This is a genomic window from Bacillus sp. FJAT-27001 (assembly GCF_019039175.1).
GTDB classification, from domain to species: Bacteria; Bacillota; Bacilli; order Bacillales; family Bacillaceae; genus Bacillus; species Bacillus velezensis.
The window spans coordinates 1,839-26,633 of the sequence record NZ_JAHOAA010000001.1; the positions used below are offsets into that span (position 1 = coordinate 1,839).

General features: G+C 46.7%; 18 protein-coding genes, 1 riboswitch and 1 other annotated feature. Of the genes, 13 read left to right on the forward strand and 5 right to left on the reverse strand.

Annotation, left to right across the window (positions count from 1 at the left end; translation table 11 throughout):
• Positions 1–84: 84 nt before the first annotated feature.
• Positions 85–2,133 carry a molybdopterin oxidoreductase family protein gene (locus BGM27_RS00010; protein ID WP_007407338.1) on the reverse strand — a complete coding sequence of 683 codons (2,049 nt, stop codon included), beginning with the start codon at positions 2,131–2,133 and terminating at the stop codon, positions 85–87.
• A 147-nt stretch (positions 2,134–2,280) separates the two neighbouring features.
• Positions 2,281–2,373: riboswitch (SAM riboswitch) on the forward strand.
• Positions 2,374–2,494: 121 nt separating this feature from the next.
• Between BGM27_RS00010 and BGM27_RS00015 the strand changes: the two genes are divergently transcribed.
• From BGM27_RS00015 to BGM27_RS00025, 3 genes are read left to right on the forward strand one after another with little or no spacing between them, the layout of a single operon-like run.
• Positions 2,495–3,511 (forward strand): 2-hydroxyacid dehydrogenase, encoded by a 1,017-nt coding sequence (locus BGM27_RS00015; protein WP_007407339.1) that lies wholly within the window; start codon positions 2,495–2,497, stop codon positions 3,509–3,511.
• A complete protein-coding gene (locus tag BGM27_RS00020; protein WP_007407340.1) occupies positions 3,504–4,970 on the forward strand; it encodes an FGGY-family carbohydrate kinase in 1,467 nt (488 codons plus the stop codon). The genes BGM27_RS00015 and BGM27_RS00020 overlap by 8 nt, the downstream gene beginning before the upstream one ends.
• A gap of 47 nt (positions 4,971–5,017) precedes the next feature.
• Positions 5,018–6,265: an RbtT/DalT/CsbX family MFS transporter gene (locus tag BGM27_RS00025; protein WP_007407341.1), complete on the forward strand. Its 1,248-nt coding sequence runs from the start codon at positions 5,018–5,020 to the stop codon at positions 6,263–6,265.
• Positions 6,266–6,296: 31 nt separating this feature from the next.
• On the opposite strand, the gene BGM27_RS00030 is transcribed toward BGM27_RS00025, so the two are convergent.
• Positions 6,297–7,058, reverse strand: coding sequence for a hypothetical protein (locus tag BGM27_RS00030; protein WP_007407342.1), 762 nt, complete (start codon positions 7,056–7,058; stop codon positions 6,297–6,299).
• A 67-nt stretch (positions 7,059–7,125) separates the two neighbouring features.
• Positions 7,126–7,431, reverse strand: coding sequence for a DUF948 domain-containing protein (locus tag BGM27_RS00035; RefSeq protein WP_007407343.1), 306 nt, complete (start codon positions 7,429–7,431; stop codon positions 7,126–7,128).
• A 129-nt stretch (positions 7,432–7,560) separates the two neighbouring features.
• Here BGM27_RS00035 and BGM27_RS00040 point away from each other — a divergent pair, with 129 nt between their 5' ends.
• The 4 genes from BGM27_RS00040 (at position 7,561) to proB (ending at position 11,099) form a co-directional block, all read left to right on the forward strand.
• On the forward strand, positions 7,561–8,277 hold the full coding sequence (locus BGM27_RS00040) for a 3-ketoacyl-ACP reductase (RefSeq protein WP_007407344.1): 717 nt from the start codon (positions 7,561–7,563) through the stop codon (positions 8,275–8,277).
• Between the two features lie 285 nt (positions 8,278–8,562).
• Positions 8,563–8,931, forward strand: a complete 369-nt coding sequence (rtp, locus tag BGM27_RS00045) for a replication termination protein (RefSeq protein WP_003153833.1) — start codon at positions 8,563–8,565, stop codon at positions 8,929–8,931.
• A 176-nt stretch (positions 8,932–9,107) separates the two neighbouring features.
• Positions 9,108–9,956 carry a pyrroline-5-carboxylate reductase gene (gene proC, locus BGM27_RS00050; RefSeq protein WP_007407345.1) on the forward strand — a complete coding sequence of 283 codons (849 nt, stop codon included), beginning with the start codon at positions 9,108–9,110 and terminating at the stop codon, positions 9,954–9,956.
• 24 nt (positions 9,957–9,980) lie between these two features.
• Positions 9,981–11,099 (forward strand): glutamate 5-kinase, encoded by a 1,119-nt coding sequence (gene proB, locus BGM27_RS00055; protein WP_007407346.1) that lies wholly within the window; start codon positions 9,981–9,983, stop codon positions 11,097–11,099.
• Positions 11,100–11,159: 60 nt separating this feature from the next.
• On the opposite strand, the gene gltC is transcribed toward proB, so the two are convergent.
• On the reverse strand, positions 11,160–12,062 hold the full coding sequence (gltC, locus tag BGM27_RS00060) for a glutamate biosynthesis transcriptional regulator GltC (protein WP_007407347.1): 903 nt from the start codon (positions 12,060–12,062) through the stop codon (positions 11,160–11,162).
• Between the two features lie 145 nt (positions 12,063–12,207).
• Between gltC and gltB the strand changes: the two genes are divergently transcribed.
• Together gltB and gltD are read left to right on the forward strand one after the other, a co-directional pair.
• Positions 12,208–16,767, forward strand: coding sequence for a glutamate synthase large subunit (gltB, locus tag BGM27_RS00065; protein WP_020954033.1), 4,560 nt, complete (start codon positions 12,208–12,210; stop codon positions 16,765–16,767).
• Positions 16,768–16,783: 16 nt separating this feature from the next.
• Positions 16,784–18,265 (forward strand): glutamate synthase small subunit, encoded by a 1,482-nt coding sequence (gene gltD, locus BGM27_RS00070; RefSeq protein WP_007407349.1) that lies wholly within the window; start codon positions 16,784–16,786, stop codon positions 18,263–18,265.
• Positions 18,266–18,588: 323 nt separating this feature from the next.
• Here the strand turns inward: gltD and BGM27_RS00075 are convergent, their stop codons facing one another.
• Positions 18,589–19,569 (reverse strand): zinc-binding dehydrogenase, encoded by a 981-nt coding sequence (locus tag BGM27_RS00075; protein WP_007407351.1) that lies wholly within the window; start codon positions 19,567–19,569, stop codon positions 18,589–18,591.
• Between the two features lie 118 nt (positions 19,570–19,687).
• On the opposite strand from BGM27_RS00075, the gene BGM27_RS00080 reads away from it, so the two are divergent.
• The 4 genes from BGM27_RS00080 to BGM27_RS00095 all read left to right on the forward strand — a co-directional run bounded on the left by BGM27_RS00080 (position 19,688) and on the right by BGM27_RS00095 (position 24,783).
• Positions 19,688–20,554, forward strand: a complete 867-nt coding sequence (locus BGM27_RS00080; protein WP_015417599.1) for a LysR family transcriptional regulator — start codon at positions 19,688–19,690, stop codon at positions 20,552–20,554.
• A 366-nt stretch (positions 20,555–20,920) separates the two neighbouring features.
• Positions 20,921–21,145: a binding site (T-box leader), on the forward strand.
• Positions 21,146–21,197: 52 nt separating this feature from the next.
• Positions 21,198–23,117, forward strand: a complete 1,920-nt coding sequence (gene thrS / locus BGM27_RS00085; RefSeq protein ID WP_020954032.1) for a threonine--tRNA ligase — start codon at positions 21,198–21,200, stop codon at positions 23,115–23,117.
• A 46-nt stretch (positions 23,118–23,163) separates the two neighbouring features.
• Positions 23,164–23,466 carry an ArsR/SmtB family transcription factor gene (locus BGM27_RS00090; RefSeq protein ID WP_007407355.1) on the forward strand — a complete coding sequence of 101 codons (303 nt, stop codon included), beginning with the start codon at positions 23,164–23,166 and terminating at the stop codon, positions 23,464–23,466.
• A gap of 141 nt (positions 23,467–23,607) precedes the next feature.
• A complete protein-coding gene (locus tag BGM27_RS00095; protein WP_007407356.1) occupies positions 23,608–24,783 on the forward strand; it encodes an MFS transporter in 1,176 nt (391 codons plus the stop codon).
• Positions 24,784–24,795 lie beyond the last annotated feature (12 nt).

Below are 24,795 nucleotides of genomic sequence, written 5' to 3' on the forward strand. Positions count from 1 at the left end.
GGTCACATACCGACAGCTGGCTGCTTAAAGGTGTTTTGATCCCTGTCTCAAAAACGGGGGTCAGTCCCTTTATTGCGGACGGTTTTAATTGCTGAGCTTTTCCACCTGCACCTTTCCGGAGAAGAAAACAGCGCCTCCTCCCATATCCGCCAGCCGATCGGGCGTGAGCGAATTGACGAGCTGTTTTTTATCATCCATATCGGCCCAAAGACCTTGGCTGACTGCAACGCCGGGAAGCACCTGTTCGCCGACCGAAGCTGTTAATTCACACTCGCCGCGGTGATTCCAAACTCTAACGGTTTCCCCGTCTTCTATGTTCCGGCGTACAGCATCCTCTGTATGAATAAAAAGCTTTGGCGCTTTTTCTAATTTTACGTGTTTTTCATTATTCGAAAATGTTGAATTTAAAAAATTATGATTCGGTCCCGGGACAAATAAAAGCGGAAAATCACCATCGCTCTCAAGAGGGATATGTGTCGGCAGCGCGGGATAACCGTCTTGTTTCATCTTTTCCGAATATAATTCAATTTTTCCGCTCGGTGTCTTGAGCTGTCCCGGAAAAAGCGGTTTTTTCCGTTTGGCTTTCATGAAGGAATGGCGTGAGAGCGCTTCGTAATCAATATCCTCGATATACGGATTGTCGGGAAAGTCCAGCGCCTGTCTGATCAATTCTTCATCGGTATCCTGAAGCTCCTGCTCGGTAAATCCCATTGCTCCGGCAAGCAAACGGAACACTTCCGTATTCGATTTGCTGTCCCCGCAGGGTTCGATCACCGGTTTTTGCAGCTGAATAAAATGATGCCAGTAAGACGTGTAAAAATCCGTGTTTTCCAAAGCGGATGCAGCAGGGAGCACGATATCCGCATATTTGGCGGTTTCCGTTAAAAACAGATCGTGAACGACTGTAAATAAATCCTCCCGCAGCAGGCCTTTTCTGACTTTATTCGCTTCCGGCGCAACCACTGCGGGATTCGTACCGTAAATAAACAGGGAGCGCACGGGCGGTTTTGTTTCTAAAAGAACGCTTCCGAGCCTGTTCATATTAAATGATCGTGGCTTCCTGCCGTAAAGCAGATCAGGCCGCTGGAGCGCTTGTCTGTTATAGTTTAATACCGCGCTGTTGTGCTTGATTGCGCCTCCTCCGGTGTTGAGCCACTGTCCTGTAACAGCCGGAAGGCAGGCAACGGTGCGGACGATCATTCCGCCATTGTCATGGTGCTGAATGCCGTTTCCGATCCTGATAAGGGAAGGGGAGGTTTCCCCGTACATTCTCGCAAGGCGTCTGATATCGTCGGCTTTAACGCCTGTAATAGCAGAAACTGTTTCCGGATCATAGTGTTTGACATGCGCTTTTAATTCGTCACTGCCTTCGGTGTATTCTGTGAGAAATGCTTCATTGTGAAGGTTTTCGTCGAATAAGACATGCATGATACCGAGGGCGAGTGCGGCATCTGTGCCGGGGCGAATGGGAATAAACCAATCGGCAAGCCGGCCGGTTTGGTTCTTATGTACATCGATAACGACAATTTTAGCCCCTTTTTTCCGGGCTTTTTGAGCAATCATGACTTGGTGCATATTCGTGCTGACGGCATTGATCCCCCAAAAAATAAAGAGCTTTGCATGTATGGTCTCCTCCGGATCAGTACCCGCTCCTTCTCCCATTGTATAGTTATAGCCTTCAGAACCGGCTTTGCTGCAGATCGTCCGTTCGAGATGACTCGCTCCGAGACGATGGAAAAAACGGCGGTCCATTCCCTCTGCCGCCAGTTTTCCCATATTGCCGTAAAAGCTGTACGGAAGAATGCTTTCCGCTCCTTCTTCGGCAATAAGCTCTTTCCAGCGCGCACTGATCGTATTGATCGCTTCCTCCCAGGAAATAGGCGCAAACGCGGCTTCACCTTTTTTACCGATCCGTTTTAACGGAACGGTTACGCGCTTTTCATCATAAATGCGCTCAGCCATGTGTCTGACTTTGTTGCAAATATTCCCTGATGTGACCGGGTGATCGGGGTCTCCCTGAATGTTAACGATTTTTCCGTCTTTTTTTGTCACAAGCAAGCCGCATTGATCGGGACAGTCTAGTGAGCATACCGACTTAAAGACCCCGTTCGGCTGTGTTGCAGCAGAATTCATAGCCCATTTCTCCTCTTTGTTTATATTGTAAGCATTATAACATTTCAAAATCGAACGTCAATTCAGAAAAAAAGTGTTGACATCACGGAAAGACTTTTCTATGATGAGTTTATTCTTTTAAACAGCCTGACAATTTCATCATTTTATTTTCTATCCAGAGAGGTGGAGGGACTGGCCCTACGAAACCTCGGCAACATTTATTGTGCCAATTCCAGCAAGCGTATGCTTGAAAGATAGGAAAGAATGATCTATACATATTTGTGCGCTTCAAGCGCATAAAGACGGTATATGAATCTCTTTCCTTCTTTGGGGAAAGAGATTTTTTTATGACAAAATTTATGTGAAAAGGATGTTTTGCACCATGACGGTTTTAATTACCGCACCATATCACGACGAGGGGCTGAAGGAGCTGACTGAGCTGTTCGGCCGGACTGTGCACCGGCCGTGGAAGAAGCACGGCCGGGCCTATCGGGAAGATGAATTGATCCGAATGATTCAAGAGACAAACGCGTCGGGGCTTATCACTGAACTTGATGAGGTGTCTGAGCGTGTTATTGACATATTGCCTGATTCCGCTTTTATCGGTGTCTGCAGAGGAATGCCGTCTAACGTGAATATTGCGGCGGCGACTAAAAGAAAAATCCCCGTTTTCTTTACACCGGCCCGCAATGCCCAGGCCGTTGCTGAAATGTTTATCGGAAATGTGATTTCATTTTTGCGTCATACGTATTCTTCCCATCAGTGGCTGAAGGACGGGAAGTGGAATGGTGATTATTTGCAGGCTTATGTCAAATTCAGAGGAAATGAGCTGACGGGGAAAACAGTCGGCCTTATCGGTTTCGGAGCTGTCGGACAGAGAATCGCCCGGTTATTGGCCGCTTTTGACTGCAAGGTGCTTTACTATGACCCATTTGTCCGTCATGAAAACCGGGAGTATGAAAAAACGACGATTGAACGGGTATTTTCTGAAAGTGATATTGTTTCCGTTCACTTGCCGCGCACAGAAGAAACCATCGGCCTTATCGGCGCCCGGCACTTTCAATTGATGAAACAGGAAGCTGTTTTTGTCAATACGTCAAGAGCGGCGGTTACAGACAGGGAAGAGCTGCTGCGGGTGCTGAAAGAACGGCGGATTAAGGGAGCGATCCTTGACGTGTTTTATCACGAACCGCCAGAATCTTCTGATTATGAATTGATCTCTTTGCCTAATGTATTAGCGACTCCCCATTTAGCGGGCGCAACATTTGAAGTGGAAGATCATCATGTGAAGATTTTAAATGAAGCGCTTTTCAAATGGAAACAAGATCAAACCTGCTCAATACGTGAACTTTATAACAAAAGAGAACTTGAAACGGAAGGAGGAGGCTGTAATGGCTGAACAAAAAGGCTACCTTGTATTTGACATCGGGACGGGGAATGCGCGAGTCGCGGTCGTGACTGCCGGCGGCGAAGTGACCGCGCTTGAAAGGGAAGACATTGAATATGTGACGGATCCGCTTTATCCGGACGGACGATATTTCTCACCGGAAAGATTATGGACGCAAATCAGCGCTATGGCAAGGAAGGTTATTGCCAAAAGCCCACATATTACATTAATCGGAATCACCTCCACAAGCCAGAGGCAGGGAATTGTTCTGATCAATAAAGGTAAAAAGGCATTTCTCGGTCTGCCCAACATTGATAACAGAGGCCGTGAATGGGAAGACGGGATTGAGACAAAAGAAGAAGTGCATCAGCAAACCGGACGTCTTCCGAGCGCTTTATTTTCCGCCATGAAACTTGTCGGATTAAAAGCTAGACAGCCGTCTTTATGGAAAGAAGTGAAGTACATCACAAGCATCAGTGACTGGGTGACATTTGAGCTGAGCGGTATTTTAAGCTATGAACCGTCACAGGCTGCTGAAACACTGCTGTTTGACGTAAGGAAAAAGGCATGGTCAGAGAAATTATGCAACATCTTCGGTGTGCCTTCTGCCATTCTTCCTTCACTCGTCCGATCTGGGACGGTTGTCGGAATGTTAACGTTTAAGAAAGCGGCGGTTCTCGGTCTATCTGAAAGAGTGCCTGTGATTGCAGGCGGGGGAGACACACAGCTTGCCATCAAAAGTGCAGATGCAAAGCCGGGAGATATCGTCATCGTATCCGGCACGACGACGCCGATTACAAAGATAACAGCGGAGACCGGAACCGAAAGTTTAACGAATGCATGGCTGAATTGCCATACAGAAGAAGGTCAATGGCTTCTTGAAACGAATCCGGGTGTAACAGGACTCAATTATCAAAAATTAAAATCCATTTTTTATCCGAATGAATCCTACGGCGTTATGGAACGGGAAATCGCAAGTCTGCCGAAACATGATCATGCTTGTATTTCTGCGTTAGGCTCCTATTTATCGCCTGAGAAAAACGCACTGGCAAAAGGCGGATTTATTTTTGACGCTCCGCTGTCCCAAAACTTAAGCAGAGCCCATTTTGTCAAAGCCGCACTGCTGGAAATCGCTTTTTCAATCAAATGGAACTATGAGGCGTTAATAGAGGTGGCTTCCTTTTCACAAGATGATGTGAAGGTGTGCGGCGGCGGTTTCCAAAGTGATGCTTTGACGCAGTTTCTTGCTAACCTTCTCCAAAAGAAAATCTATAAGAGAGAGGGGTTCAGCCAGGCATCCGCAATGGGAGCGGCGATGATTTGCAACGAAGCTCTCGGTGTGAACGCAGAGCTTTCGAGCCGCACAAAGGTAATTGAGCCGGAAGCGGATCAGACGGATCTCTTCCTATATGAAGAATGGAAACATACGCAAAAATTATTTACTCATTTTCAGCCGGCGGTGAAAGCCTGACTTGGGGATGAGATGACAACATGAAAGATTGCTGAGGAGGAACAAAAATGCTTAATAAAATAGGAATTCCAAAACAGCTCGCATGGGGATTTTTGGGAGTCGTGCTGTTTATGATGGGGGACGGCCTTGAACAAGGCTGGCTCAGCCCGTTTTTAGTTGAAAACGGCTTGACGGTACAGCAATCAGCATCCCTGTTTACAGTTTACGGTATTTCTCTCGCTGTGGCGTCTTGGTTTTCAGGGGTCTGCCTCGAAGCCTTCGGCGCAAAGCGGACGATGTTTATGGGGCTGTTGTTTTACGTTATCGGAACAGCCGCATTTATCGCATACGGATTTGAAAATCTTAATTTGCCGGTGATGTATGTCACGTATTTTATTAAAGGGCTGGGTTATCCGCTGTTTGCCTATTCTTTTTTGACATGGGTGATTTACCGGTCGCCGAAAAACAGGCTCAGTACGGCGGTCGGCTGGTTCTGGATTGCATATTGCTGCGGGATGTTTGTATTCGGTGCTTGGTATTCAAGCTGGGCCATCAAATCCTTCGGCTATTTGAATACACTGTGGAGTTCAATTTTCTGGGTCTGCCTCGGCGCGTTTTTTGCTTTGATTTTAAATAGGGACCGCTTTGAAAAGAAAAAGGCAGATAAGCGGGAAAAGGCGCAGGAATTAATGAAGGGAATCACCATCCTTGCTGAAAATCCGCGCGTGCTCTCTGGGGGGATCATTCGGATCATTAACAGCATCGGTACATACGGATTTCCGGTATTTCTTCCGATGCATATGGCGCAGCACGGCATTTCTACAAATGTATGGCTTCAAATTTGGGGAACGATCTTTCTCGGAAATATCGTCTTTAACTTAATCTTCGGCGCAGTCGGCGATGCCTTCGGCTGGAAAAAGACTGTCATGTGGTTCGGGGGAGTGGGCTGCGGCATTTTTACTCTTTTATTATATTATGCTCCTGTTGTATCACATGGGAACTTGCTTTTCGTCAGCATTGTCGGTTTTATATGGGGAGGGCTCCTCGCCGGGTTCGTTCCGATCGGGGCTATCGTGCCGACGGCGGCCGGCAGCGATAAAGGTGCTGCCATGTCTGTGTTAAATCTGGCTGCGGGCCTGTCGGCATTTGTCGGCCCTGCGCTTGCCTGGGCGTTCATCGGACTTGTCGGCGCACAAGGCGTTGTATGGATTTTCGCAGCGCTCTATTTCGTAAGTGCAATCTTGACCAATCAAATCAAAATACCTGAAGAGAAAACGGCAAAACACAATAAAGCATTGCCTGAATACGCTTCTTAACAGCAGCGCCCCGAAAATTCGGGGCGTTTTTTTACAGCTGCTGAAGAAACCCGGCAAAGCGCTGAATTTGTTCACGTAACGATTGTTTGTTTTCGTGAAATTGTTTGAAACGATGTCCGTTTGCTCCGGACGGATGCGGGAAGCCTTCCAGAATGACCGCATGACCCATTCTGCCGTTCTTCTTCAGCATGCGGCAGGCTGATTCTGCTGCTTTGCCGAGAGGGATAAGCAGAATGTCCTTTTTCATCATTTCTATTTCATCCGGAAAACATGTCAGCGCGTAACGGCTGAGAAGAGCTGACCTGCTGATTGCCGGCCGATGTCCCGTATAGTTTTTCTGTTTATAAAAAACAGGGTGTTTGATAACGGACGTTGTATGAAGAAGCTCCCGTTTTGAATCAAATAACCGGGATGAATCCTCAACGTGAAGCGCGGCCGGCAGACCGCATTCATTAAGCATTTCGATGATGTTCTGCCTCATTGAACCGGAAAGTCCGGCCGCTTTTTTTGTTTCATAGGCTATCGTTTCAAAAGTTTCGCCATCTTTTAAAAGCTGTGCCGCTTTTTTGTAAGCCAGCTGCATTTGAAAAAAACCGGGTGTGATTCCGGAAATGGCAACGACTGCATAAGGGTTAATATATTCATTATGAGGCGAATAATACAAATCCAGATCTCCGTCCTTAGCTAAATGGAAAGCCGGAGTCAGCAAATCCGATTTTGTAAACCCTCCCGAAGAAGATAGTGCTTTAAGCTGCTGCAAAAAATGCGCAAGCCGCTCACGATCGCAAATCATGTTATGCCTCCTTGGATCCGCGCCAGTTTCTCTTAGTGTCATCAAAAACGTCGGATGACATGCAGGCTCATAAACCGCTTTTACCGGCGTTCCAGAGCATTTTCAGCACGTGAGGCGTTCCTTTAACTTCGGCTGCCGTCGTTTGCACGGCTGTTTTTTTAGTAAGAAAGTCTTCCTGCAGTTCTTTCTGCTTTTGTGATAACAAACGGGTTTCTGTTTTGATTTCATCAACGGACGTCTGCATGGACGCTGTCGCGGCGTTAATCTTCTTTATATCAGGCGCTGTGTTTCTTTTAAAATGGACGGCGGATACGGCTGCATAAATTAATGCGGCAGCCGCAACGGCAGCACTGATATACAAAATGATGATCATCTGCTTTTCACTCCTTTTTTTCAGTTGATACCCTTTACGGATCGTGTTGAATCATTTTATTTGCTAATTGTTTTTTTTCTGCTTATAATGTGAAATCGTACATAAGGACATTCAGAAAGGGTGAAAGACGTGGAAAGTTTACAAAACAAAACGGCTCTTATCACGGGTGCGGGCAGAGGAATCGGCCGCGCCGCCGCTATCGCTTTAGCCAAAGAAGGAGTCAATATCGGTTTAATCGGCCGCACAGAAGCAAATGTCGAAAAGGTTGCGGAAGAAGTGAAAGCCCTTGGTGTAAAGGCATCATTCGCTGCTGCCGATGTAAAAAACCAAAAAGAGGTAGAGCAAGCCGTCTCCTCTATTAAAGAAGAACTCGGTGAGATTGACATCTTGATTAACAATGCTGGAATCAGCAAATTCGGCGGATTTTTGGATCTTACGCCTGAAGAGTGGGAAGACATCATTCAAGTGAATGTAATGGGTGTATACCACGTGACACGCGCCGTTCTACCTGAAATGATTGAGAGAAAATCAGGAGATATCATTAATATTTCTTCTACGGCGGGCCAAAGAGGCGCCGCGGCGACAAGTGCGTACAGCGCTTCTAAATTTGCCGTTCTCGGTCTGACTGAATCTCTCATGCAGGAAGTCAGAAAACACAATATCCGTGTCAGCGCAATGACTCCGAGCACGGTTGCCAGCGACATGTCTATTGAATTAAATCTGACAGACGGCAATCCGGAAAAAGTCATGCAGCCTGAGGATCTTGCAGAATATATGGTTGCTCAATTGAAATTACATCCGCGCATTTTCATCAAAACTGCCGGTTTGTGGTCAACTAATCCTTAAACAAAAGGGGACCTGTCTTCGTGACGGGTCTTTTTTTGTTTCCGCAACCCGAATAAATGGGCATAAAGATCCGTTTTTGCAGAAAAAAGAGTGAAAAAGAAACCGATATCAGCTATAATTAAACTAAATAAACTATGTACCAAATGTTCACTAAAATTATTTTTCCCCGCCTCCAAAAAACAAATCAATACAAACCAAACTGTCCGAACAATAAAAGGGAAAACGGGATATAAAGAGAATATTTAGTACATGGAATAATTTGTTAGAAGGAAGGGTGTGCACATATTGAAAGAAGAAAAAAGAAGTTCAACCGGTTTTTTAGTGAAACAAAGAGCTTTTTTAAAGCTTTACATGATTACAATGACAGAGCAGGAACGGCTTTACGGACTGAAGCTTCTCGAGGTGCTGCGTTCGGAATTTAAACCCATCGGTTTTAAGCCGAATCATACCGAGGTGTACCGTTCACTTCACGAACTATTGGATGACGGGATTTTAAAGCAAGTAAAAGTGAAAAAAGAGGGAGCCAAACTCCAGGAAGTCGTTCTCTATCAATTTAAAGACTATGAAGCTGCGAAGCTTTACAAAAAACAGCTGAAGACAGAGCTTGACCGCTGCAAAAAGCTGATAGAAAAAGCCATTTCAGATAATTTTTAAATCCGGCCGGAACGCCCCCGGCCTCCCGGGCTCAAAAGGTTTGTTCTGTGATTCATTATACATAATAGCAGGCTCGGAACAATACATATCAATAATACCTTCAAACTTGACATCAACTCCTGAAGTGGTAACATAAAAAACGTGTGAAAAATACGAACAAAATACGAACAAGGGAGATGTTACCGATCTTAGATCAAAAGAAAGTTGCTTTTATCGGAGCAGGATCAATGGCTGAAGGAATGATATCAGGCATGGTCCGCGCAAAAAAAATTCCCAACCAAAACATCTGCGTGACAAACCGCCGCAATACAGAGCGACTCGCTGAATTGGAACATCAATACGGTATTCAGGGCATTGCTTTTGACAGCATGAAAACCGAAGATATTGATGTCTTTATTTTAGCCATGAAGCCGAAGGATGCTGAAATCGCTCTGGCTGCGCTGAAACGGCGTATTCAACCTCATCAAATCATCCTGTCTGTTCTGGCAGGCATAACAACCTCATTTATACAACAGTCATTACATGATAATCAGCCGGTTGTAAGAGTGATGCCGAACACATCCAGCATGATCGGCGAATCGGCAACAGCTGCGGCTTTCGGAGACCATGTCTCTTACGGTTCAGCAAAAACCGCGGTATCCCTTTTGGAATGCCTCGGGGAAGTGTACGTGATCAAGGAAGATCAGATGGACATTTTCACCGGCATCGCAGGCAGCGGACCGGCGTACTTTTATTATTTAATGGAGTTTATTGAAAAAGCAGGTGAAGAAGCCGGCTTAGACAAACGGCTGTCCCGCAAAATCGGCGCGCAAACGTTATTGGGCGCCGCTAAAATGCTGATGGAAACGGGTGAAAAACCGGATGTGCTTCGGGAAAACATCACCTCTCCAAACGGCACGACGGAAGCCGGCCTCGATGCGCTCAGGTCAGAAGGCGGCGGAGAAGCCATTGCCAAAGCCATCAAACACGCGACCGAACGTTCTATTGAGATCAGCAAAACAATTGAAAAAACGGCAGCACTATAATCGTTAAAAAACAGGAGTGATACAGTGACGTCTCGGACGAAGATCAAAAGAGTCGCGGTGAAAATCGGCAGCAGCTCACTGACGAGCCTGCACGGGGAAATCAGCAGAAGAAAGCTGGAAGCATTGGTGGATCAAATCGCACAGCTGAAAGACAGCGGCTATGAAGTGATTTTAGTATCTTCCGGCGCAGTGGCGGCAGGTTATCGGAAGCTCGGATTTATTCAGAAACCGGAAAGCCTCCCTGAAAAACAGGCTTCTGCTTCCATCGGGCAGGGATTATTAATGGAGGCTTATTCAAAGCTGTTTTTAGCGCACGGTTATGTCGCATCACAAATTTTAATTACAAGAAGCGACTTTTCCGATGAATGCCGCTACCATAATGTGCGCAATACGATGAACGTCCTTTTGGAACGGGGCATTATTCCGATTATTAATGAAAATGACACGGTCACAGTCAACCGGCTGAAATTCGGAGATAACGATACACTCGCAGCGAAGGTGGCAGGTTTAATTGATGCCGACATGCTTGTGATTTTATCAGACATTGACGGTTTATATGATGATAATCCGCGCAGCAACCCGAAAGCGAAAAGAATCAGTCATGTTAGTGACATCACTCCGGAAATAGAAGCAAGCGCGGGAGATGCCGGGAGTGAAATGGGAACCGGCGGAATGCGTTCGAAACTGGATGCTTTTAAAATTGTGATGGCCTCCGGTATTAAAGGCTTTCTCGGGCAGGCTAACATTCCGGACATTCTGCTTCAAGCGGTAGATGAGGCGGCTGAAGGAACTTATTTTGAAGCGGAAGGAACCCTGCCGTTAAACCACAAAGAACAATGGCTTGCATTTAATTCCGGCCCCGAAGGCGAAATTGTGATGGAAAAAGAAAGCAGCCGCGATGTCGCGAACGGAAATATGGAGCTGTCACCGCAGGACATCGAGCAGATTAAGGGCAGATTCAGCAGCGGAGCGGTTGTCAGGCTGCTTGATCAGCAGGGAGAAGAGCTCGGACTCGGCATCGTCAACTATTCCTCAGCCCAGCTGAAGACATTTAAAGAAACGCCGCCCAAACAGACCGATCAATCAGTCATTGATCCGGAAGCGTTTGTCTGCCACGTTGAACTATCCATTCCGATCGGCTGAGAAAGATCTAAAAAAATATGAAAAAGCCCGAGGCTTCGTTTTGAAGCTCGGGTTTGTTTTTTATTGATATTGTTCAAGTTTGGAGAAAAATTGAATGACAAAATGATAGAAATCATTTGCAGACGGAGCCAGTTCCCTTCCTTTTGGTTTAATAATGCCTACGGTGCGCTTCACTTGAGGAAATTCAATCGGAATTTTGACCGTGAACCGAGGGGTGGTTTCTCCAAAGGTGCTTTCAGGTAATAAAGTAACTCCCATCCCCGCGGAGACTAATCCTTTAATGGCATCTAAATCCTCGCCTTCCGTCGATACAAGCGGCGCAAAGCCGGCCTGTCTGCAAGCGTCAATCGCCATGTTACGGAGAATAAACCCTTCAGGAAATAAAACAAATTGGTCGCCGCGCAGATCAATTAAATGAATATTTTTCTGTTTGGCAAGCGGATGGTGCAGCGGAACAAGCGCGTAAATCTTTTCCGTGAATAAGATATTGCCTGTTATGTCGGGGAATTCCGTCGGAACGGGGCCGAGCAGCGCAGCATCTATATCCCTGTTTCTTACGGCTTCAATTAAAAACTTATATGACCCCTGGCGGAGCAAAAACTCAACGTTCGGGTATTCCTCTTTAAACGCCGAAATCACCGTCGGCAAAAGCTGGCTTGCAAGGCTCGTCGGAAATCCTATTTTGACGGTTCCGCGATTCGGATCAAGATATTCATCAATTTGTTCTTTCGCGTAATCAATTGCTTTCATCGCCGTTTTAATATGTTCTAAAAATTGTTTGCCGATCGGCGTTAATTTAATATTTCTGCCTTCCCGTTCAAATAAAGTGACTTGCAGCTCTTCTTCAAGATTTGCAATCTGCCTGCTGATGGCGGATTGTGCGACATGCAGATGATCAGCCGCTTCTGACACATGTTCCCGTTCTGCTACCTCCATAAAATACCGAAGCTGGCGTAATTCCATTGCGTTCACACCTATCTATCTCATTTTGAGATGTATTTGATCTAAATTATATATTGTTTATATTGTTTTGAAAACTTACAATTAATTTAAAGTTGTCAGATTTTATGACCGATAATTAACGGAAACTGATCGGGGGAGAGGAATTATGACTTACAATCAAATGCCGAAAGCACAAGGTCTCTACCGTCCGGAATTTGAGCACGATGCATGCGGAATCGGCTTGTATGCCCATTTAAAAGGGAAACCTTCACATGACATTGTCAAAAAAGGACTGAAGATGCTTTGCCAGCTGGATCACAGAGGAGGACAGGGCAGTGATCCGAATACGGGTGACGGCGCCGGCCTGATGGTTCAGATCCCTGATGCTTTTTTTAAGAAAGAGTGCGGAGAGATGAGACTGCCGGAAAAAGGCCGTTACGGGGTAGGAATGGTCTTTTTCTCGCAAAATGAAGAGGAAAGAAAAAAGATCGAAAAACAGGTGAATGCATTCATTGAGCAGGAAGGACAGATCGTTCTCGGCTGGAGAACCGTCCCTGTAAATGTCGGAAAAATCGGAACAGTGGCACAAATCACTTGCCCGTATGTGCGTCAAGTATTCATCGGCGCCGCAAACGATTTGAAAGACAGCCTTGCTTTTGAACGCAAACTGTATGTCATCCGGAAGCAGGCGGAAAATTGGGGCGTTCAAGAACAGCTTGATTTTTACTTCGCAAGCCTGTCAAGCCAGACTATTGTTTATAAAGGTTTGTTAACGCCTGAGCAGGTTGACGCATTTTATTTGGATTTGCAGGATGAAACCTTCGTATCTGCATTCTCACTTGTGCATTCAAGGTTCAGCACAAATACCTTTCCAACCTGGGAACGTGCTCATCCGAACCGCTATCTGATTCATAACGGAGAAATCAATACGCTCCGGGGCAACATCAATTGGATGAGAGCGAGGGAGCAGCAGTTCGTTTCAGAAAGCTTCGGAGACGATCTTCACAAAGTGCTGCCGATTTTAAATGCTGAGGGCAGTGACTCATCCATTCTTGATAATGCGTTTGAATTTTTCGTGATGGCAGGGCGGAAACCGGCACATACGGCAATGATGCTGATTCCGGAACCATGGACGGAAAACACTCACATGTCTAAAGCGAAACGGGCTTTTTATGAATATCACAGCTCTTTAATGGAGCCGTGGGACGGGCCGACCGCCATTTCGTTTACGGACGGAAAACAGATCGGCGCCATCCTTGACCGTAACGGCCTGCGTCCGGCACGTTACTATGTGACAAAAGATGACCATATTATTTTCTCATCTGAGGTCGGCGTTATTGAAGTAGAGCAGGAGAACATTCTTCATAAAAAACGTCTGGAGCCCGGAAAAATGCTGCTCATTGACTTAGAAGAAGGCCGGATTATTTCAGATGAAGAAGTGAAAACAGAAATTGCAAATGAATTCCCTTATCAAAAATGGCTTGAAGAAGAATTGGTTCAAGTGAATCCTGACCCGGAAATCCGGGAAGAGGAACAATTCGATGATCTTCTCGTCCGTCAAAAAGCGTTTGGCTATACGTATGAAGATATTCAGAAATATTTAATCCCTGTTATTAAAGAAGGCAAGGACCCGCTCGGCTCTATGGGAAATGATTCGCCGCTCGCCGTTTTATCCGACCGCGCCCAATCACTGTTTCATTACTTTAAACAGCTGTTTGCGCAAGTCACAAACCCGCCGATTGACGCGATCCGCGAGCAGCTGGTAACTTCTACGGTGACCTGGCTCGGAGCTGAAGGTGATCTGCTGCATCCGAGTGAAAGAAATGCACGCCGCATAAAATTGTATACTCCTGTATTATCAAACGAACAGTTTTATGCGCTGAAAACACTTGTGCATCCTGACATTAAGAGCCAGAACATCCGTACGCTGTTTTCCGATGACCTAGAAAAAGGCCTGAAGGATTTGTTTCAGCAGGCGGAAAAAGCGATCAAGGAAGGCGTATCTCTGTTAATTTTATCTGACAGGGCAATGAGTAAAGAGTTGACGCCGATTCCGCCGCTTTTGGCCGTCAGTGCGCTGCATCAGCATTTGATCCGCCAAGGACTGCGAACAAAAGCAAGCATTATCGTTGAATCCGGGGAAGCGCGTGAAGTTCATCACTTTGCGGCCCTCATCGGGTATGGTGCCGATGCTGTCAATCCGTATTTGACTTACGCTACGTATAAGCAGGAAATCGATGAAGGCCGGCTTGATATTCCGTATGAAGAAGCTGTCAGCAAATACGGAAAGAGCGTAACAGAAGGCGTCGTGAAAGTGATGTCAAAAATGGGGATTTCAACTGTGCAAAGTTACAGGGGCGCCCAAATTTTTGAAGCGGTCGGCATCGGTGAAGACGTTATCGCCAAATACTTTACCGGTACTGCATCTCAGCTTGGCGGAATCGATATCGAAACGATTGCGCAAGAAGCGAAACAGCGCCATCAAGCGGCGTACAAGGATGATTACAGCCAAACTCTTGAGCCGGGAAGTGAATTCCAATGGCGGAACGGGGGAGAGCACCACGCTTTCAATCCGAAAACCATCCATACCCTGCAATGGGCGTGCCGCAAGAATGATTACAGCCTGTTTAAGCAGTATTCTCATGCAGCGGATAAAGAACGAATCGGATTTTTACGCAATCTGTTCGCCTTCAAAGAAGACCGCAAGCCTTTAAAATTAGAGGAAGTTGAATCAGCTGCGTCCATCGTGAAACGTTTTAAAACAGGAGCGATGTCATTCGGTTCATTAAGCAAGGAAGCCCATGAGGCTTTAGCGATAGCGATGAACAGGCTTGGCGGAAAAAGCAACAGCGGAGAAGGCGGCGAGGACCCGAAACGTTTCGTTCCGGATGAAAATGGCGACGACAGAAGAAGTGCGATTAAACAGATCGCTTCCGGCCGTTTCGGCGTAAAGAGCCATTATCTCGTCAATGCGGATGAATTGCAGATCAAAATGGCGCAAGGGGCGAAGCCGGGAGAAGGCGGTCAGCTTCCGGGCAACAAAGTATATCCTTGGGTCGCGGATGTCCGCGGTTCTACACCAGGTGTAGGGTTGATCTCACCGCCTCCTCACCATGATATTTATTCAATTGAAGACTTGGCGCAGCTGATTCATGATTTGAAAAATGCAAATCGAAGCGCGAGAATCAGCGTCAAGCTCGTATCAAAAGCCGGTGTCGGCACGATTGCGGCCGGTGTGGCAAAAGGTACTGCAGATGTCATCGTCATCAGCGGCTACGATGGCGGAACGGGCGCGTCGCCGAAAACAAGTATTAAACATACGGGTCTTCCGTGGGAGCTTGGTCTTGCAGAAGCTCACCAAACGCTGATGCTGAACGGTTTACGGGATCGCGTGGTATTGGAAACGGACGGTAAGCTGATGACAGGCCGAGATGTCGTGATGGCCGCCTTGCTCGGTGCGGAGGAATTCGGCTTTGCTACAGCGCCGCTTGTCGTTCTCGGCTGCGTCATGATGCGCGCCTGCCATTTAGATACATGTCCTGTAGGTGTCGCGACGCAAAACCCGGAGCTTCGCAAAAAATTCATGGGCGATCCTGACCATATCGTAAATTACATGCTGTTTGTCGCAGAAGAAGTGCGTGAATATATGGCGCAGTTAGGCTTTAAGACGCTTGATGAGATGATCGGACAGACAGACGTTCTTCATGTCAGTGAACGTGCGAAAGCGCATTGGAAGGCGGGCCAGCTTGATTTATCCACACTGCTGTACCAGCCTGAAGGCGTACGCACTTTCCGTACGGCGCAAAACCATAAAATCGACGAGTCGCTTGATATGACGGTTATTCTTCCGGCGGTGCAGGCTGCAATTGAAGCCGGTCAGGAAGCGGAAGCTGAAATCAAGATCAATAATACAAATCGCGTAGCCGGAACCGTGACGGGAAGTGAAATTTCTAAACGCTACGGAGCGGAAGGCCTGCCGGATGATACGATCAGACTTCATTTTACCGGATCAGCCGGACAGAGTTTCGGAGCATTTGTTCCTAAGGGGATGACGCTTCATTTGAACGGGGATTCAAATGACTACGTAGGCAAAGGGCTTTCAGGCGGAAAAATCATCGTGAAAGCGCCTGATGCCTTCAATTGTGAAACACACGATAACGTTATTATCGGGAACGTCGCATTTTACGGAGCAACAAGCGGGGAAGCGTACATTAACGGGCGCGCCGGTGAACGTTTTGCAGTGCGTAACAGCGGAGTCAATGTCGTTGTAGAAGGTATCGGAGACCACGGCTGTGAATACATGACAGGCGGCCGGGTTGTCGTCCTCGGCGAAGTCGGCAAAAACTTCGGGGCGGGAATGTCAGGCGGTATCGCATACGTCCTGAGTGATGATGCCAAAGCATTTAAACGCAAATGCAACATGGAAATGATTTCATTTGAAAAGCTGACGGATGAGGCGGAGATCAAAGAAGTTGAAGAAATGGTCAAACGGCATGCGGCGCTGACAAACAGTAAAAAAGCCGCAGATCTCCTGGACAATTGGGAAAAAGCCGCAGAAACCTTTATCAAAGTCATTCCGAAAAACTATAAACAAATGCTCCTCAGCATCGAAGAACAAAAAGCGGCGGGTTTATCAGAGGAAGACGCAATTATGTATGCTTTTGAAGCCAATACAAAGGTCCTCCAAACGCCTGCCAAAGATCAAAAACAAGCGGTAGTACAGTAAGAAAGGGGAGAGGAACATGGGGAAACCAACTGGATTCATGGAAGAAAAACGAGAAAAACCGGCTGAGCGGGACCCTCTCACTCGCTTAAAGGATTGGAAAGAGTATTCGGCTCCATTTTCAGATGAAGCGTCAAAGCGGCAGGGGGCGCGTTGTATGGATTGCGGCACACCGTTTTGCCAAATCGGCGCTGATATCAACGGTTTTACGTCCGGCTGCCCGATTTATAATCTGATACCGGAGTGGAATGACCTCGTCTATCGGGGGCGCTGGAAAGAAGCCTTGGAGCGTCTTCTGAAAACGAATAACTTTCCTGAATTCACAGGGCGGGTCTGTCCCGCTCCTTGTGAAGGATCTTGTACGCTGGCCATTTCAGATCCGGCTGTTTCAATTAAAAACATCGAGCGGACGATCATTGATAAAGGATTTGAAAATGGATGGATTCAGCCGAGAATTCCAGCGAAACGCACAGGTAAAAAAGTCGCTGTCGTCGGTTCAGGCCCGGCAGGTCTGGCAAGCGCTGATCAGCTGAATCAAGCCGGTCATTCCGTAACAGTCTATGAGCGTGCCGACAGAGCCGGCGGCCTGCTGATGTACGGCATTCCGAGCATGAAGCTTGAGAAAAATGTCGTCGAACGCCGTATTAAGCTTTTGACGCAGGAAGGTATAGATTTTGTAACAAATACCGAAATCGGCGTTGACATAACGGCAGATGAGCTGAAAGATCAATTTGATGCCGTCATTTTGTGCACAGGCGCCCAAAAGCAGCGCAATCTGCTGATTGAAGGCCGGGAAGCAAAAGGCGTCCATTATGCGATGGACTATTTAACACTGGCGACGAAAAGCTATTTAGATTCCAACTTCAAAGACAAACAATTTATAGACGCTAAAGGGAAAGACGTCATCGTGATCGGCGGAGGAGACACAGGAGCTGACTGCGTGGCAACCGCGCTGCGCCAAAAAGCGCGCAGCGTGCACCAGTTCGGGAAACATCCTAAACTTCCTCAGACGCGCACGAACGACAATATGTGGCCTGAACAGCCGCACGTCTTTACCCTTGAATACGCCTATGAAGAAGCGCAGGCAAAGTTCGGCAAAGACCCGAGAGAATATTCAATTCAGACGACAAAAATGGTGGCCGATAAGCGGGGCCGCTTACAAGAGATTCACACCATTCAAATGGAAAAAGTCAGAAACGAATTCGGAAAGTATGAATTTCATGAACTGCCCGGAACAGAAAAAGTCTGGCCTGCTCAGCTGGTGTTCATCGCCATCGGTTTTGAAGGGACAGAACAGCCATTATTGAAACAGTTCGGTGTCGATTCGGCAAATCATAAAATTCAGGCGGCATATGGGGATTATAAAACGAATGTTGACGGTGTTTTCGCCGCAGGGGATGCGAGAAGGGGCCAAAGCCTGATTGTATGGGCGATTAATGAAGGCCGGGAAGCAGCGCGCGAAGTCGACAGTTATTTAATGGGGAGCACTGTTTTACCGTAAATAAAGGGGTTTATTTATAAAACCGGCTGGGATCAGCCGGTTTTTCGTATTGAAATGAAACCTCCTTCTTCCTGTATTGGTCATAGAAGGGTAACGCGGAAGATAACATATGGAATTTTGTTTTACAGAGTGGAGAGATTGTTTTCTTCCGGAGACTGAGACGATTTGCAAGCCTTGAGCAGTCGATCACGGTGCTGCTGACGGGCTCTGTGTGTCTGCAGTCGATTTGCAGGCAGATTTTAATTGATGAAGAAAAACATATTGAATTTCAAGCGGAAACGCTTATAAACAAATAAGGAAACGGACGGGTCCGCTCCTCTTTTTTAGACATCCAAACGAAAGCCGATATTGCCGAACTGCCGTCCTTCCCGCATTCTGTTAAAAGCGGCAGCTGCTTCACTGAGAGGGTACATGCGGTCGATAATGGGACGGATGCCGCAGCGGTTTACCAATTCCAGCATATCCGCAAATTCCTCATTGCTTCCCATTGATGTACCGAGAATATGAATCTGCGGAAAAAACAGCGAGCGAATAGGAAATCCGAGCTGATCGCCTGAACTGGCGCCAAATGTTACGATCCGGCCATTCGGTTTCATAATGTCAAGATAGTGTTGAAACAAGGCCGGGCCTACACCGTCAAGTATGATATCTGCTTTTTCGCCATTCAGCGCCTCATTCCAGTCACCGTAGCTGTCAATCGCCCGGTCTGCACCGTATGACAGTGCGGTTTGTTTTTTGTTTTCACTGCGGGAGGTGACGCTGACTGTCGCTCCGATAGCTTTTGCCATTAATAAGGCGTATGTTGCCACGCCGCTTCCGATACCCGGAAGGATAAGGTGTTCGCCTTTTTTTAATTGTCCTTTTGTAAATAAGGCGCGATAAGCGGTTAATGCTGATAACGGCAGCACGCCCGCTTCCTCCCAAGTCAGGTGTTCGGGTTTTAAAACGGCATTTTCCTCAGGAACAATGACATAAGATGAAAATGTTCCGTCGCTCGGACCGCCTAAAATATCAGGGACGGCTGGTACGTCCTCAACAGTCTTCCAATTCAGCACCGGGTTGATGATGACTTCTGCATGCAGTAAATGAGACCGGACGCCGTGTCCTATTTCGGTTACGATTCCCGCGCCGTCTGAACCGAGAGTAAATTCATGGTTTCCGGTTTCGTGGTTTTTCATTAAAAACAAATCACGATGGTTTAATCCGGCTGTTTTCAGCTTTATTTTTACTTCGCCGTTTCCCGGCCTTTTGTCAGGTGCCTGCATGAAATCAAAGCCATTTTCGTGTATGATAAGGGCATTCATCATTCTTCTCTCCTTTATGATTGATGAGAAAGATTTTACAGGCTGTATCAGCTGCAGTAAATAAATGAAAATTGATAGCCGGCTATCAATAAAAATCATAGCAAGAAGGTGCCCTTACATGGAAAGCGGAGACTTAAAGATTTTTCAGGCTGTCGCCCGCAAAGGAAGTATTTCAAAGGCGGCAGAAAGCCTGCATTATGTTCAATCAAATGTGACAAACCGGATTCAGCAGCTGGAACGGCAATTGCAAACACAGCTTTTTTACCGCACAAATCGGGGGATGACGCTGACGCCCGCAGGTGAAAACTTATTGAAAGACGCAGACAGAATCCTTCAATTGCTGCATGAGGCGCAAAAAACGGCGCAAGAGGCAGGCGATCCGAACGGCCCGCTTCGAATCGGTTCTCTTGAAACGGCGGCAGCCGTCCATCTCCCTCAATTTTTCACAGAGTATTGCAGCCGCTGCCCGAAAGTACAGCTGTCTCTGTCAACCGGTGATACACATACCTTAGTGCAGCACGTCTTACACTATGAGCTGGACGGCGCTTTTGTTTATGGTCCGGTCGAATACGAAGATCTTGAGCAAGTCGCTGTAATTCAAGAAGAATTGGTCTTGGTTTCAAATAAGCGGGAAGGCAGTTTGCAAGACTTGTTGCGAGATCCGATTCTTTATTTTGCCGCGGGCTGTTCGCACCGCCGCAAAATAAAGAACATACTGAAAGAAGAAGCAGTACCCGCACATAAAATCATTGAATTCGGTACGTTGGAAGCCATTATTGGGGCGGTGCAGGCGGGGATGGGGGTTTCCTTTCTGCCTGCATCAGCCGTCCGTTATTTTCAAAACAGGAAAAATCTTTTTCTTCATGAGCTCCCTGAACAGTTTCGGGATATGAATATATCATTTATCTACCGGAGTGATTTATTTTTGACATCGGCGTTTGAAGAACTGCTGAATGGATTAAAAGCATTACCGAACGGAAGATGAGAAAACAGGACAGCTGTGTACTCCAATTTTTTTCGTTCTGGTTTTTCTTAAAAAAACTTTCTTTTTCGGAAAATTTATGTATAATAAAAGAAAGTTTTTCGGAAAAAGTATCTGCAATGATAAGGACATGAGACATTTTAACCGGCCATACAGAGAGGGAAGGCACGGCTGAGACCTTCCCGGCACGAAGAATGAGCTTACCGCCTTTTGAGCTGTATTGGTGAACGAAAGCAGCCGATACCGTATAGCCGCGTTACGGCAAAAATGAGCCGTCACTTGAAGTGGCGGGAATTTGGGTGGAACCGCGGGTCTGACACACACTCGTCCCTTTTTTTGGGATGAGTGTGTTTTTATGTTTATATAAGAAAAATGGCAATGATAAGGACATGAGACATTTTAACCGGCCATACAGAGAGGGAGGGCGCGGCTGAGACCTTCCCGGCACGAAGAATGGGCTTACCGCCTTTTGAGCTGTATCGGTGAACGAAAGCAGCCGATACCGTATAGCCGCGTTACGGCAAAAATGAGCCGTCACTTGAAGTGGCGGGAATTTGGGTGGAACCGCGGGTCTGACACACACTCGTCCCTTGCTTTGGGATGAGTGTGTTTTTTATTTTATTAAAAATAAAGGAGAGATCAGACCGTGAAGGAGCCACACATTGTGATTACTTTTCCTGATGGGAAACAAAAAAAATACCGGAAAGGCGTTACGTTAGAAGAGATCGCACAATCAATCAGTCCGAGTCTGAAAAAGGCATCTGCCGCCGGAAAGATAAACGGATCGTTATATGACCTTAGAAGAAGCATTCAGATTGACGCGGCGATTGAACTGTGCAGTTTTCAGTCTGAAGCGGGACTGGAAGTGATGAGACACACAGCAGCACACGTATTGGCGCAAGCGGTAAAACGTCTGTATCCGAAGGTTTGTTTAGGGATCGGACCCGTTATTGAAAATGGCTTTTATTATGATTTTGATATGGATGAAACGATTACTGAAAAAGACCTGGCCGTCATTGAAAAAGAGATGAACCGAATCATTTCGGAAAATCCGGAATTTATCAGAGAAGAAATCTCCAGAGAAGAGGCAGAGCAGCTGTTTGCTCATGAACCGCTGAAGCTTGAGCTCTTAGCGGGTATTCCGCAGACTGATACAATCAGTATATACCGCCAGAGCGAATTCATTGATTTATGCCGGGGTCCGCACTTGGCGTCTGCCGGACAGATAAAAGCTTTTTCGCTCACTCATGTATCAGGGGCTTATTGGCGCGGCGACAGCAACCAAAAAATGCTCCAGCGCATCTATGGAAAAGCATTTTCCTCAGAAAAGGAGCTGAACAGACATTTTCAGCTGTTGAAAGAGGCGGAGATGAGAAATCATCGGAAATTGGGAGCGGAGTTACAACTTTTTATGTTTTCGGAAGAAGCGCCGGGTATGCCTTTTTATCTGCCGAACGGTCAGTTTATCCGAAACACGCTTGAATCATTTCTGCGTTCGAAGCAGGATGCCTATCATTATCAGGAAGTGCGCACCCCTATGATGATGAACCAGCGTCTTTGGGAGCAATCCGGTCACTGGGAACATTATAAAGAGAATATGTATTTCTCGGAAGCCGATCATCAGCGCTTCGCGTTAAAGCCGATGAACTGCCCCGGCCACATGCTCTTATTTAAAGAAAAGCTTCGTTCTTATCGTGATCTTCCGATTCGGATGGCTGAGTTCGGTCAGGTGCACCGTCATGAATTCAGCGGGGCGCTTAATGGCCTGCTCCGCGTCAGATCTTTTTGCCAGGATGACGCACACATTTTTGTAACGCAGGATCAAATCGAGAGTGAAATCGCTTCGGCGCTGCAGCTTATTCACGAGGTGTACACCGCATTTGGTTTTTCCTATGATATTGAGCTGTCAACAAGACCGGAAGATTACATGGGAAGCGAACACTTGTGGGACAGGGCTGAGAGCGCATTAGAAAAAGTATTAAAAGAACAGGGATATCGTTTTCGGTTTAATCGGGGAGATGGTGCATTTTACGGACCGAAAATTGATATTCATATAAAAGATGCGCTGAACCGGAGCCATCAATGCGCCACTGTCCAACTGGATTTTCAAATGCCGGAGAAATTTGATTTAACATATATTGATGAAAAAAACCAAAAAGTCCGTCCTGTTGTCATTCACCGGGCGGTATTCGGATCTCTCGACAGATTTCTCGGAATCATTACAGAACATTTCGGGGGAGCGTTCCCTTTATGGCTTGCACCGGTACAGGCAAAAATCATCCCAGTATCAAACACCGCACACCGGGACTGCGCAGAACAGGTGCATTGGCAAATGAAGAAAGCGGGTATCCGGGCTGAGCTTGATCAGCGCGATGAAAAACTCGGCTATAAAATCAGAGAAGCACAAATGAAAAAAATCCCGTATATTGCTGTTGTGGGAGATCGAGAGTGCCGCCATCAATCTGTACATGTAAGGCAATACGGGCGGGAAGACACATTTGAAGAGAATGTGAGTGATTTTATTTCCCGGATCATAAGAGAGGCAAAACAAAAAATAGAGATTTAACAAAAACAACATTGACATATCGTAAAATCACGATATAATAAAGCGTATGAAACCTATTGATGTTTTTAAAGCGTTGTCTAATGAGTCACGGCTTGAGATTTTACAATGGCTGAAAGAGCCGGACCGTCACTTCGCCCCGCATGATGGCATTGATATGAATGAGATCGGAGTATGTGTCAGCCAGATCACCGATAAGCTTCAGATGACACAGTCAACGGCGTCTCAATATCTTTCCATCCTTCAGCGGGCGGGCCTTATCCAAACAAAACGGATTGGCAAATACACCTATTATAAAAGAGATGAAGAAGCGATAAAGGCGATGGCCGATTATTTTCAGCGCGAAATGTAGGGCTGAATCCTTTAGAAGAGGGATTCAGTTTCTTTTTCCGACTACACATCGACATATTGCGATTTGTTTCTGTTTTCAACTCTTTATATCGATATATCACAATATATCTTTATATAAATCATCAATGAAGGAGTGTGTCAGGTGCAAAATACCTGGAAGATTTACATTTTGGCAATTATCAGTTTTTTAGTGGGGACGTCTGAATATGTGATATCAGGGATGCTTGATAAAATTGCAGGTTCCTTGGGAGTTACTGTGGCAGCGGCAGGGCAGCTGATTACGATTTTTTCACTTGTTTATGCAATCGGAACGCCTGTCATGATGGCCCTTACAGCAAAACTGGACAGAAGGAAGCTCATGATCTATGCTCTGGGGCTGTTTGTTATCGGGAATATCATTTCTTTCCTTGTGCAGGGATTCGGCTTATTTGCGGGAGCGCGGGTGATCATGGCGCTTGGAGCAGGAACTGTGGTGGTCACCGCGCTTACGATCGCAGCAAAAATCGCTCCCCCGGGAAAACAGGCAAGTTCTCTCGCAACCGTCATTATGGGGTTTACGGCGGCGCTCATTATCGGTGTTCCGATCGGAAGAACCGTGTCTGAAGCTTTTGGCTGGAAGGTGGTTTTTGCCGGAATTGCGGCAATCGGAATCATTGCCATGCTTATTATACGTTTCGCGTTGCCTGAGATAAAAGGAGATAAACCGGTGCCGCTCATTCAGCAATTTTCTCTTTTGAAGAAACGAAAGGTGGCTGTCGGGCTGGCCATTACGTTTTTTTGGCTCGGAGGCTATTCGGTTGCGTATACGTACCTTTCTCCGTATTTACTGAACGTTACTCATATCGGAAGCGGAATACTGAGTACATTGCTGCTTATTTTCGGTGTTGCAAGTCTTGCCGGTTCTAAAGCAGGCGGTTTCAGCGCAGACAAATGGGGGGCGCGTATGACATTAACCGGCGGAATGGCGCTTCATGCTATCATGCTCATGTTATTGCCGTTTGTCACACATTCTGCTTTCGGAGCGGCGGCAGTGCTTATTTTTTGGTCCTTCGCCGCCTGGTCATCTGGGCCTGCTCAGCAGTATCATTTGGCAACGATGGAGCCTGAATCATCGGGTGTATTACTTGGCCTCAACCAGTCTGTCATGCAGCTGGCTATGGCAGCCGGAGCGGGCATCGGGGGCATTGTTGTCACCCATCTGTCTCTTGCGTCAGTGACATGGATCGGATCAGCGGGTGTTGTCATCGCGATGTGCGGCGTGCTTTCGCTTGCGTCATTAACGTCTGAAAAAACCTCATCTGAATACAGTGCAGAATAAACAAAAGCCTCA